This is a genomic window from Ruegeria sp. CDSC085, assembly GCF_059610465.1.
In genome coordinates this window covers 1-12,829 of record NZ_JBXWNR010000036.1, presented here as the reverse complement: position 1 = coordinate 12,829, position 12,829 = coordinate 1, and the positions used below count along the sequence as shown (strand labels likewise).

Annotated in this window: 10 protein-coding genes; 7 read left to right on the top strand and 3 right to left on the bottom strand. The window is 51.5% G+C overall.

Annotated features, from left to right (window positions below; translation table 11 throughout):
• The 6 genes from AC2FJB_RS22415 to AC2FJB_RS22390 form a co-directional block, all read left to right on the top strand.
• Positions 1-876, top strand: an 876-nt coding sequence (locus AC2FJB_RS22415; protein WP_496721115.1) for an amidohydrolase family protein, incomplete at its 5' end; no start/stop codon positions are given.
• Positions 877-947: 71 nt separating this feature from the next.
• Entirely contained in the window at positions 948-1,349 is a 402-nt protein-coding gene (locus AC2FJB_RS22410; RefSeq protein ID WP_496721113.1) for a hypothetical protein, read from the top strand.
• Positions 1,350-1,357: 8 nt separating this feature from the next.
• On the top strand, positions 1,358-2,635 hold the full coding sequence (locus AC2FJB_RS22405; protein WP_496819120.1) for a carbohydrate porin: 1,278 nt from the start codon (positions 1,358-1,360) through the stop codon (positions 2,633-2,635).
• A gap of 151 nt (positions 2,636-2,786) precedes the next feature.
• Positions 2,787-4,109, top strand: coding sequence for a mechanosensitive ion channel family protein (locus AC2FJB_RS22400; RefSeq protein WP_282022550.1), 1,323 nt, complete (start codon positions 2,787-2,789; stop codon positions 4,107-4,109).
• Positions 4,106-5,719 (top strand): mechanosensitive ion channel family protein, encoded by a 1,614-nt coding sequence (locus AC2FJB_RS22395; RefSeq protein ID WP_496721109.1) that lies wholly within the window; start codon positions 4,106-4,108, stop codon positions 5,717-5,719. The genes AC2FJB_RS22400 and AC2FJB_RS22395 overlap by 4 nt, the downstream gene beginning before the upstream one ends.
• Positions 5,720-5,843: 124 nt before the next feature.
• A complete protein-coding gene (locus AC2FJB_RS22390) occupies positions 5,844-6,344 on the top strand; it encodes a hypothetical protein (RefSeq protein WP_282022555.1) in 501 nt (166 codons plus the stop codon).
• 11 nt (positions 6,345-6,355) lie between these two features.
• Here AC2FJB_RS22390 and AC2FJB_RS22385 read toward each other — a convergent pair whose 3' ends face one another.
• Both AC2FJB_RS22385 and AC2FJB_RS22380 read right to left on the bottom strand, forming a co-directional pair.
• Entirely contained in the window at positions 6,356-9,100 is a 2,745-nt protein-coding gene (locus tag AC2FJB_RS22385) for an AsmA family protein (protein WP_496721107.1), read from the bottom strand.
• 112 nt (positions 9,101-9,212) lie between these two features.
• Positions 9,213-10,838 (bottom strand): L,D-transpeptidase family protein, encoded by a 1,626-nt coding sequence (locus AC2FJB_RS22380; protein WP_496721105.1) that lies wholly within the window; start codon positions 10,836-10,838, stop codon positions 9,213-9,215.
• Positions 10,839-11,065: 227 nt separating this feature from the next.
• Here AC2FJB_RS22380 and AC2FJB_RS22375 point away from each other — a divergent pair, with 227 nt between their 5' ends.
• Complete coding sequence (locus tag AC2FJB_RS22375) at positions 11,066-11,722, top strand: alpha/beta fold hydrolase (protein WP_496721103.1); 657 nt, start codon at positions 11,066-11,068, stop codon at positions 11,720-11,722.
• An 806-nt stretch (positions 11,723-12,528) separates the two neighbouring features.
• Here AC2FJB_RS22375 and AC2FJB_RS22370 read toward each other — a convergent pair.
• On the bottom strand, positions 12,529-12,829 hold a 301-nt coding region (locus AC2FJB_RS22370; protein ID WP_496721101.1), incomplete at its 5' end, for a hypothetical protein.

Sequence of the window (12,829 nt, the reverse complement as noted above, 5' to 3'; positions counted from 1 at the left end):
TCAATCCAGACAGATGAGCCAGATCCTCTCTTAGATTACGCCGCCATCTGTCCCAAAATCCCTGACGACGGACACGTAGACGAAATCAGAACGGCCGCGCGCCGGAACCTCAGCTATGGGGCCACGCAAATCAAGCTAACCGTCGGCGGCGGAGTTTCCTCGGAATTGGACCCGCTTTGGTCCGTTGGATACAGCGTGGAAGAAATAAAGGCAGCGGTCGACGTTGCGGCTTTTTTTGACACTTATGCTTTCACGCATGCCTACACGGACGAAACTGTCCAAATGGCACTGGATGCGGGCGTCAAGGTCATTGAACACGGCCAGATGGTCACAGAAGAAACCGTGAAACGAATGGCTGATGAAGGGATATTCTGGTCCCTCAACACCGCCGGGTTCTCACCGATCCTGTTTGAGCACCCGAACTTTGCACCGGGTACGCCAGCAGGCATCAAGCTTGCGGTTGCACATGACCAAAGCAAGGATCTCATCGCGCTTGTCAAGAAATACAAACCCAAGGTCGTGCACAACGTTGATACAGTACTGTCAACGCTCGATCAGGGCCGTGCCCATCGCGATTTCGAAAAGTACCAGTTTGCTGATTGGTTCGGCAATCATGCCATGCTGGTCTCCGCTACGTCGACCGCGGGCGAACTGGCGCAGCTGACTGGCCAACGTAATCCTTATCCGGAGCAGTTGGGGGTGATCCAAGAAGGAGCCTACGCCGATATCCTGATCGTCGATGGCAACCCGCTGGAAGATCTTTCTGTCTTGGGGGCCCAACCGAAATGGTTTGACGCGGAACCGCGTGAAGAAGGTTTCGACACCATCCGTGTCATCATGAAGGACGGCAAATTCTACAAGAATACGCTGGAATAAAGGAAAGTGGGGTGGTCTATCTTTGATAACCCCACACTTCAGCCAAGAAACCTTCCCTGAAAGGAAAGACTGTGAAACATCTCAGCCTTGGCATCTTTATGGCGATCTGTGGTTCAATTGCCGCTGCTGAAGACGCCGAAAGCATGCGTACGTTTTTGTTCATTGGCACGTCCAATAGCACTGCTTGGGAAATGCAGATCGCCAATCCGGGGGATCGCGCAGCCTCGGTGAAAGGCGGGATCGAAGCGCTCGGCGGAGAGCTTTTGAGCTATTACTGGGGACTTGGAAACGGGAAGAACTACATCACCGTTTCACTGCCAGACGATCCAAGCTTTATCCAGGCCTTCTATGTCAGCCGCCTCGGCGACGGCTTGTTGGATGACTACCAGATGATCGAATTGATGAGCAGCGCCGACATGGCTGTGGCGCTGGAACGTGTTCCCGAAATCAAAGCTGTGGATGACGTAAAGTGATTGGAGGCTTGTCGCACCAGAGATCGTATCTTCCACCACGACCGACCCTTGCCACTGCATTATTGAGCGCCTTTGCACTATTTGGCGGTGCTGCTGATGCCCAGGAAAATTCTGCTCAGGCGAAACTGGAGGCCGCAGCCCAGGTATCGTTGGGTGGTCCGGGATCAGCCAGCGCGCAGCAGGAGCAAGACAGGTTGCGCCGGCTGGAAGATTCGCGTTGGCCCGGTTTGGACCGTGCCATTGATCCAACCGAAATCGCTTTGGGTCGATTTCGGGAAAACACAGGATTGGCGCTCAGCTTTGATTACCAAGCGCTATACCAACGCAGTTCTCACAGCCTGACCGGGCAGGACGAATCTGCATCCGGTCAGCTCAGGATGGTTGGGACGTGGGAATTGGCAAACCGGGGTGGTGAAAACCCGGGTAGCCTTGTTTTTATTCTGGAGAACCGACACCGGTTGGGCCAGTCCATTGCACCCTCAGCACTGCCTGCGCAAATTGGATATCAAGGGGCAACTGCGGTCACGTTTGGGGACACGAACACGACCTTGTCGGTAGCTTACTGGCAACAAGCCTTCGCAAACGGACGAGGAGGAGTGGTGGCGGGTCGGATCGATCCGGGCGACTACTCTGACATTCTGGGTTACGTGAACCCAAGGACGACCTTTTCGAACTATTCAATCCTGTTTAGCCCGGTGCTGCCAATCCCCGATCCCGGTTTTGGTGTCACGGTCGGCGGCTACCTGACGGATCAAATTTATGCGTTAGGGGTGGTCAGCGATGCCAATGGGTCTCTCACAGACATCGAGTGGTTTTCCGGGGGTAGCGAATTCTACAAATACGCCGAGATCGGCTGGACGCCCGAAAAATCAAAACGATTTCTGACAAACGTTCATCTGGGGATGTTTCACACGGATGCGCGCCAACAAGTTGGCGTACCGGAAACATATGGAGCCACACTTTCTGCCAACCATACATTCGACAACCAACTGATGATCTTCGGACGGCTGGGATGGTCCAATGGCGGCGGTGCGTTGGCCAGGCGTGCAGTCAACGCAGGCTTGATGTGGCGACCTGGCACCTATGATGATCTCCTTGGCATAGCGGCCACTGTTGCCGACCTGACGACACCGGGATTGCCCAATCAAACGACACTTGAAGCTTTCTACCGTTTGGACTTGGCCGACAATCTGGCACTGACGGCAGACGTGCAATACCTGAAAAATCCCGGATCAAACTCGAACGACCCGCTGGTCTTGGGACTGAGACTGAGGGTCAATCTTTGATGAATGCCGGGCAGCAGTTTCCGTTCGGGCTTCATTTTGGCCGGAACGGGCGGGGGCGGCAAGTGAGTGGGTCGCCCCCAACTATTTTTGATGGCAGACCTTTTCGGTCTCCTTATGATCTCTTCAGTCTTTATGTGGGAGCTTTAGTGTCATGACGCGATACATCTACGGTTTGGTTATTTTGCTCTTTGCTGCGGCGGTTTCGACGTCAAACGCTGTTCCAGCGTACGCACAGAACGCGGCGAGTGAACAGGAACCTGCCGAGGTACAGCAAGAAGATCTCTTAACTCAGGTTGCCGACAAATCAATTTCTGCCGGTGACCTGGAGATACTGCTTGTTCCGCTGACGACTGATGAGCTTTCAGAAATTGCTGTTGCCTGGCAAGATCATGTTCGCAACCAACTTGAAGAAATTGCCCGTATCAATCTTAGCCTTCAGGCCGGAAACGAAGCGCAAGAAGATGACCTGAGATCACAGCTTTCTTTGATAAACGACACTGGCACTGTAATTTTGGATAATTACACACTGGTCTTGAACGAATGGGCCCTAAAGGGTGCCGCCGAAGAAGACCTGAAACCGCATACCGATTATCTATTAGCGCTCAAAACTGGCGTGCTTAAAACAACGGATTTACAGACTTTATTTCACAACGCTCTCCAATGGTTGGTTTCCTGGGAGGGAGGTGCTGGTCTTCTATTGGCTGGGTTGGGTGTTTTGGCTGCTGTTTGGGTTATGATGTTTGTAGCCAAAATGGTGCGTCGTTTAACTGAGCGCGGTCTTGAAAAGATACCAACAATATCGCGGATGCTTAAGAAATTCATTGCGACCGCAGTGTTTTGGGCGGTCTTTATTCTCGGCATTCTGGTTGTACTTGCCTTGTTCGGTGTGAACGTCACTCCTTTGTTTGCAATATTTGGTGGTTTGTCTTTCATTCTTGGCTTTGCGCTTCAGGAAACGCTAGGCAATCTCGCCAGCGGTCTGATGATCATGGTTTTGAAGCCATTCGATACCGGAGACTATATTCAGGTTGGCGGGTCATCTGGTTTTGTTGACGAGATGTCGGTCGTTTCGACAAAAATCCGAACCTTCGACAACCAGATCATCATTGTGCCGAATAGTAAGATCTGGGGTGACGTAATCACAAATGTCAGCGCATCTGATGAGCGTCGCGTCGATCTGGTTTTTGGGATCGCGTATTCAGACAACGCTGCTCACGCAATCGATGTTCTGAAGGAATTGGTCGCAAGACATGAACTATGCCTGAAGTCGCCTGATCCAGAAATATTTGTTGGTGAACTTGGCGACAATTCAGTCAATATCTTTTGTCGACCGTGGTCCAAGTCTGACGACTATTGGACTGTCTATTGGGACCTCACAGGACAAGCCAAGGAGCGGTTTGACCAAGAGGGAATATCAATACCGTTCCCGCAGCGCGATGTTCACCTGATTCCAGTGGAAGGAGCAAAGACATGAGAGCATTAGTAATATGGATGATGTCCTTTCTGCTTCTTTGCAGTGTAGCCTCGGCCCAGTCAGAAGAAATACTGCTGCCGCAGCAAGAGCGAGAAGATCCCGAATTCATAGCACCGGTCATTGTCGACGGGGATGAGCTTTTTGTCGTCCGCGGATCCAGCGCATTGCCCGCAACGGACAGGGCCGCAAAGATTGAAGAAAGAATTGCTCAAGTTGCGGATAGATCAGAGAGCAAAACGGTCGGCATCCAAATCTCCCGGGCTGAATTTGGACAACTCGTACGCGTCGACGGCCATATGGTCACTATTACCACTCAGGCTGATGCCGACCACGAACAGATGGACATTGAAGTTCTGGCCGGGCTGCAAGCAGAGGCCATCGAAAATGCCATTTTAAAGTACCGGGAAGCGCGATCCAGCGAAGGCCGCGTTGACAGCGCCTTGGCCGCTGTTGCTTGGACGGCGTTGTTTGCACTGGTGTCATACTTCTTCTTTGCCAAACGGAAGAAGTTTCTGGGCTATGTCAGAAACAACTTGGAAAAGAGAGCGGAAAGCGTCGAGGAAGCTACAAAGTCAATCCTACGAAGCAGGGCAATCGCGTCTATCATCGTTTATTCAATTCATGCTTTGATGTGGGTGCTGTTTCTGTTTTTTCTCTATTACTACCTGTCCTTGGTTTTGCTGTCTTTCGCGGAAACCCAGGCCATCGCTCAAGTTCTTCTAAAGTACGTTAGTGAGCCATTGATAAATGTTGTGCTGGCTGTCGTTGGGTACATCCCAAACCTGATCATGCTGGTGATTATTGCAGCCTTATGTCGATTTGCGATCCGCGGCCTCGATCTGTTCTTTGACAACCTGGAGAACGGTGCATTCGAAATCAAAGATTTCGAGGCGCACTGGATCGCGCCAACGAACATGCTGTTCAGGGCTTTGATCATCGTGATCGCACTGGTGTTCGCCTACCCATACATTCCGGGCTCAGGTTCCCGGGCGTTTCAAGGCCTGACAATTCTTGCCGGTATCATGGTCTCGTTGGGATCTAACACAGTTGTATCGAACATGATGGCAGGTCTGTTTGTCATCTATCGGCGCAGCACGAATGTTGGTGATCGAATAATGGTTGGCGACAAGATAGGGGACGTAACCGAAATCAAGCTTATGGAAACACTTATCAAATCCATCAAAAACGAAATGATCAGTATTCCAAACGCTCAGTTGTTGAACTCAGAAGTCGTGAATTATTCGCGCAAAGTCGATGGTCGAGGCCTTCTCGTTCACACAACGGTCGGGATCGGGTACGAGGAGCCGCCAAAAAAAATCACGGCAATGTTGATAGAGGCGGCTCATCGCACACAGGGTTTGAAGAAAAACCCGGAGCCTTTTGTACTTTGGACACAGTTGGCTGACTATGCCATCAATTACGAAATTAACGCATACACATCTCGAGGATCGAGTTTGCCTAAGATTCTGTCTGATCTACACCAAAACATCGTGGAAGTGTTCAACGAGAACGGTACGCAAATTATGACACCGTCCTACATGGCTGACCCGCCAAGTCCTAAGATTCCCACCGAAGAATGGGATGGAAAGCTTGCTCATATAGAGGAGTAAAAGAATACCACGTCCACTCTGGGTCCACTAAACCCTTCCATTGCAGGTTGTCGGATTAGTTTGATTGATCCAGAGCAATGGGTAGGATTAATGAAATAGTTTTCAGAACGTTTTGAGGTTCCAGATGATCAATTGGGCATTTACTGCAATGGTAACGCTTCTCGCGAGTGGCGCTCTTGCCGCTGGTATGGAGCGGTGGGGTGAGTCTGGCGACTGGACAATTTTGATCGACCTCGAGAAAGGAAACGGCTGCCTCGCGTGGAAGCCCTTCGAAGACGACATGACAGTTGAAATTGGCGTCGCACCCAATCAGGCTGGCGGTTTCTTTGCCGCCTACAATCCGGCCTGGGTTCAGATTGAGGACGGGTCGACCGGCATCGTGAACTTCGATTTTGGTGACGCAAAGTTTGAAGGCGAAGCCATAGGTGTTTTCAAGAATGGCGTCCCCGGGGGTTACGCCTTTTTCGACAACCCTGCGTTTGTGACGGAATTCGGCAAGCGCCAAAGCGTCACGATAATTGGTGAAAGTGGGGCCGAAGTGGAACTTGATCTAAGTGGGTCCTCAAAAGCCATCGAGGCCGTTTTGACATGTCAGGCAGAACAGCCTGAACCACTCAAGAACTAGGTCGTGACCGACTATTGAAGCTGATTCATGTCTGGCACGCACGGTTGCCTATCTGCTGGCATCGCATCAGCACCTTCCGGAGCCTTGTTTCTGGATCCACCCACATCCAACTTGAACTTCGGTGACGAAAGTTGGCCAGTCACGTCAAACGGCCACGCGCTACGGGATAACGGATTGCCAACTCGACGAGGTTCTGCCCTGATCGCAATAGTATCTTTGACCCAATCCACTTGGCCCTTGGCCACCAATTGAACAGAACCCGTTTCAACCACGATGGAGTCTGAGCTTACCCGGCCGGCTTCGATGTTAATTGGTGCCACAACGCATGTTATGTCCGTGTAACCTTGACGGAGTTCCTCTGAAAACAGCCAAGGGAAAACACCAAGCCCTGCCAACTCCAGAAGGCTGGTGCTGACATAGCCTTGCGACATCGACAAAGAAGCAGTGCCGCGCATGGAATTCACAAACGCATTGCCAGACGCGGTACTGCCTGAAACGTTGAACTCACCACTCAATCGCCCATATGCATCTATCCCGATACCCAGTTCATCGAGAATCTCTCCGAATTCCCATCCTGAGGTTGACCCCGACAAGGAGAGCCAATCAGGTGAGTCAATCAGATCCATCACTGCCCGTAGGCTGAAGTTTCCACCGCCATATGCCAATTGGAGCGGCCCAAAATCTACGGCCCCTTCTTTTGCAGACAATTGGCTGGAAACAGAAGTTACGCCTTGTTGGCCAACAATCTCCTTAAAGTCGATCTGTACCTCGACGTCTGCCTCTCTCAGTACGCGCTGCACATCCAGAAGATCGGCTGGCTTTCCTTTCTCCTTTGGTAAAACAAGGGGCTGTACGTTGGTTTCCTTCGGTAGAACCAAGGGCTGTATGTCGGTTTCAGGATCTTTTGAAGCGTCGCCTACCAAGCTTTTAAGCTGGTCCAGCGTGGCGGTCAGGTTTTTTAGATCGTTTAAATCGAGCCTTTTACTCGCAACGTTTCCGCGAATTACAGAAGCGCCATCGGGAAATTTTGCATCCAAAGCGGCCAGAAGGTGTGACGAACCGGCTTCAAACTCGATTGAGGCAGTGAAGTCCTCGCCCTGCTTCGACGTCACTGCATCGACGGCAAGTGCACCAATCTCGACAGGTTGCAATTTGAGCGCAGTCAGAAAACTAGCTCCGTCGCTGACATCCAGCTCCACGTCAAAATCAAGGCCTGACAGCCCTTTCACTTCGCTGACCGATAGCGCGAGGTCAAGCGCCCAAAGATCTGTGCCATAGGTGGTTGCGTTAAACCTGTTGAGCGAAACAGGCCCTCCTTCATTGGACAAGCTGAAGTCGGCATTTATGCCACCGAGCTGATCAACAAAATCTTCATCCATATTTGGCAAAATCAATTTGGCCGGCCCGTTGAGTGTGCCTTCGAAGGTCACGTCCTGAAGCTGAAGCAGGTCGAGAATTTCGCCGTCGGCCTTTAGAATTGGGTCCTCAATGGGTCCAGCCTGTAAGGCGATGCCCAGCATCGCAAGCCGACCATCGGGCATGCGGCGAATGCGTTCGATAGAGGCTGGCCCGATCACGTCCAGGCCTTGATCAAATGCGTTAGTTTGGAACAGAAGTTTCTCGAACTCGAAAGACGCAAGTGATCCTATCATGTGCATTTCAAAGGCTGTGAACTTCAGCTCCTGGAAACTCTTTGCTGCGTTCGGCGGCTGCCCCTCAGGATAAAGCCGCGCGTCGAATAGCAGATCAACGCCCTGGGCTGTGTAGAGGTCTTCTATCGATCCTTCTGCTGTAAGTTGCTGTCCGTCCTCAAGGTTTACGGTGGTCGTAAAGGTCTCGATTTTCAGAGCATCCTGAGAAACAAGCTCTGCTTGCAACTGGCCATTCCCTTCCAGAACTCGCTCCAGCCCAATGACTTCAAGAAAGTCACCGAACTCACCAGTGTCCATCTGCAAGACGGCACGATAGCCGCCACCCTCGCTTTCCGAAAATGGTTCACCGTCATAGCTTACCGTCATTTCGCCAAAATTGGCACGCGTCGTAAATGATGCGCCATGAGGATAGTCACCCTCGATTTCGAAACTTTGGCCGTTGACGGAGCCTGTCCCCGAGACCTTTGTTCTTTGCCCTTGGTCTACCTGTTCCAGAGCGAGAGACTGGAGGTCAAACACGAACGAAAAGCCAGAGGTTTGATCATCAATGTTCAACCCAATGGATGTGAAAGCTACATTCTTGTCGCTCAGAAATGAGAGGATCCCGCTACCTTCTGGGTCGCCCTCATTGGATCCGCCTGTTTCAGCTATGGCCTCTTGATTATCCTCTTCCGTGGCGTTTTCGGGTTCAGGTTTTGGCGTCGGTCGGCCTTTTCGCCAACTTGTAGTGCCGTCAGCAGCTGTAAGGAAATTCGCCTGGAGACCGTCAACGATGAGGTTATCAAAGTGCAGACGCCGATTGGCCAAAGCAGCAACATCCAATTCCAGTTCCAGAAGGTTCAATTCTGCAAGAGATGTTTCCGGCATTGTTTGGCTCGGGATAACCACACCACCGACGTAAATGTTGGTAATGCGACCAAGGGCGACACTTACATCGTCATTGACCACAATCGGTTGTCCGATTTGCTCTGAAAGGACTTTTTCGACCAGGTCACGTCGCATCCCCGAGAATAGCGGTGCAGCAAGTAGCAACCAAACAAATGCGATTGTTGCAAACACAAGTAGTACGACAATCCCAATTGTTCTAAACAGCCAAGTCCTCATGCATCCCCCTGTCGTCGCCTACGCGGTTTTGTCTATCTGCAATTAGGCGTTTGCCAAACTACTGGACAAGTTGGGCACATAATTCGGTTCTCGCGCGCCGCGCATTTTGTGCTCATCGGTCCAAAGCTGCCAGGATACGAGCATCCCGCTCGTATGGGTCCTCGCGGAAATGAACGACCCCGTCTTCAACCCACGCTGTCCAGTATGTCAAAAGAACTGGCATTGGCTCAGGTAGATCAACGCGCGTTGTCTTCCCGCTATCCAGAATGGACTGCATCTTCTGTCGGCTCCAATCTGGCTCTCCCTCCATCAGAAGGCTCGCGAACTCGAACGGATACTCAAGGCGAACGCAGCCGGAACTGAGATTTCTCTCGTTTCGGTCAAAAAGGGTTTTGTCGTTTGTGTCGTGCAAGTATACAGCGTATTTGTTTGGAAACATGAACTTAACCAAACCCAGCGCATTGTCTGGGCCCGGCTGCTGAACCAAGGTCACGCCGGGGTTCTTCGCCCCCCAGTTTACAGCGTTTGCGGGGATTGTCTGGCCATCCTTGTTCCGAACGACATAGTTGTTGCGTGTCAGATAGGCTGGATCCTTGCGGATGCGCGAAAGCTTGTCTTTACGAAAAATCGAGGCGGGAACGGTCCAGGTGGGATTGAATTCCATGTACTCAATTTCATCTCGAAACACCGGGGTCTTTCGGTAGGCTGACCCTGTGATTGATCTAGTGGTCCAAAGCGTGCCATCCGATGTGACCAAATATGTGCGGGCTCCTGCAATGTTCACCAGCACGAATTCGTCGTCGACTTCCCGCATAAGCCATCGGCCGCGTTCCAAGCTGAGACGCAGCTTGTTTATGCGATCTGCCACCGGTTTGTTTAGTGATGCGAACGTCTTACCGCCAATGACCCCATCGGCTTCCAATCCATGCCGACTCTGAAAAGATTTGACTAATTTCACCAAGCTATCGTCGTAAACCCAAGCTGGGTTTGTGCCGTTTTCGCCATCTTCAGAAGAACTGCTTGTTTCAACGTAGCCTTCTGCCGCCAGCCTTTCGCGCAGCTTAGCGACGGCAGGATCTACCATTTCTGGTTTAAGAACGGTTTCATCCGGAACATTGGTCCAACCGCCCTGTAAAGCAACGGCCTTATACTTACTCAGTGCTTCGACAAGCATCATATACTGCGCATTGTCGATATCGATGCGTTCGATTAACGCGCTAAAACCTTCACCTTGAAGAAACTGATTCAGGACAACGGCTGGGTCTTGTTGAATGACCGGCTTTGAGAAGTTCCAATCGTCGTCTAGTGCATTTGGGTCAACTTTCCCGAACACCAAATGATGAACCAATTTCACGGCAGCGTCAGTTGCCAGAATATCGAACAATGCTTGATTAGAAACATCCCCACTTTGGGCGGCCTTAAAAGCGGCTTGAAGCTCCGCTAAGTCAAAGTCTTCTGGTCTGAAGCCCTGTTCTATTGCACTATCCAACTCATCAAAGAGTTCGTCCGACAATACATCGCGTGCCCACGCAGGAGTGAAGTCCCTCTCTTCGTAAAAACGCGGCACTAGGATTTCAGCATCCAAGCTCTTGCTGTCAGGTAGCGTGCTACTCACGTCCAACTTGGCACCGAGTAGAGAAGCAATCTGCTCTGAGATTTCGTTTGCGACGCTTGGGTTGGGGAATATTGTTACCAATGCAGTTAGCGAAATCGCGACTAACGACTTAACGTGACCCACCAATACCTCCTGCGGCTTCGCTCTACATGCTGTTTCTATGTGGGAGGATACTCATACATAATGTATAATCAAATCGTAATTTATGATTTTAGTATGGCCATTTGATTGAAGGGTTCGAGAGCCGTGTAGATATGCAGGGGATCGACGCTGAACGTCCAAACGATGATGTGGACGAGGCGGCCCTGTTGAATCTAATGTCATTACAGTATCGACGGAGTTGAGCGGGTATGGCGACATTTGTTTTGGTCCATGGAGCGTGGCAAGGAGGATGGTGCTGGGCGCGCGTAGCCGCCCTTCTGCGCAGGGAGGGCCACGACGTTTTCACCCCGACACTGACAGGGGTGGGTGAACGTGCTCACCTCGTGAGTGACGAAACCGATCTGGCCATGCATATCGAGGATGTCCTGGGGGTGATCACGTGCGAAGAACTCTCCGACATTGTTTTGTGTGGTCATAGCTATGGCGGCATGGTTGTCACCGGAGTCGCGGATAGAGCGCCCGACCAAATTCGCTCACTTGTGTTCCTCGATGCGCTCGTGCCGGGCGATGGGCAGGCTGCCTTGGACGTTTTGCCTGCGGATATCGCGGCGGGGCTTCGTGATAGTGCCGTCGATGGTAAAGTCGCGCCGGGCCCAGCGGAGGCTTTTTCGGTGAACGGAGCAGACTGTGCGTGGGTGGACCGCCGAACTGTCGCGCAACCACTCAAGACATTTGAGCAACCGATTCAACTGGTGAGCGGCGGAGCCAAGGTGTTAAAGCGGACCTACATCTATGCCACCGGCTGGGTTCCAGGGCTTGGCCAAACTTTTTTTCGAGCGATATCAACATCAGCCGGGGTGGACGGCGATTTCGGTGCCATTCGGGCACTACGTGATGATCGATAGGCCTGACGACTTGGCCCGAATGCTAATGTCCGCAATTTGAAGGTGGCCACCGGGTCCTGCACGAGCAGGTGGACAGCAATATCGCCCGCGTAGGAATAGTTATTGCATCCATCCAGATTGTCCTACCTCAACCAGCGCTTCGGGCGAGATGCGCCGTAGCTCCGCAAGTGAATCCGCGTCTCGACTGATCAGCTGGCATTGATCTCAACCCGAAGCTTCAGCTTCAATGGCAGGCAACCGATCTCGGCGCCGTCACTTTCGGATGCTCGATAATGAGTATGCGGTACTAGCTAGGAAAATAAGATCGGCTCAGACAAGGCGCTCGACGTTATCTTGGCCAACAAGTCTCTCACAATTGCCTTAGAACTGTTTCCCACTGACTAGGGTTGAATTTTTTCGACCAGAGTGCACTCTTGATTATGGATGAGCGTCGAAAGTCGATTGAGTTATGCAAGGACTACTATAGATTGAACGCATTCTACGCGCCGCGCAAACTTATGGGCAAAAAATGCAAACTTATGCGCAAATCTCGCGCAAGGTTATGGGCGCAGACTCCGTAATTTTCTGAATGTAATCAGTGTTGCGCGCGCAGCGTTATGAGCACACCTACACAGGTGTAGGTTTGCGCATAACACTTCGCACACCTCAAAAGTTTGCGTAGTTCGCCCAAAGTTTGCGCTGCGCGTTTGTCTGCATTAGCCACGAATTCAATCAGTTTTTGGCTTAGTCGTTGCGGTTTTGACCCTTTGCATTACTCAATCCCGCAAAGGGCCTCCCTAAGGAAACTTGGGTTCCATGCGACCTTTTTATGCTTGGATTCTTGCGAACGTCTGCGATGCGCAGAAAGCGGACTTTGCAAAGTTCGGCCTGCGGCCTCCCAAAGGCGCCACGCGATTCACAACAATTGATCGAAAACTTCGCACTGATAGGATGAACGCGAAGAACTCGTAGCTATTGTTGTTCTTCTTTTGATTTCTTTGGGAGGTTTGATTGATGGTTAGACGCACAACCACTTTGGGGATGATAATTGCCTGTCCGTCGTCAGGGATTTTGGGACAGATGGCGGCGTAATCTAAGAGAGGATCTGGCTCATCTGTCTGGATTGAT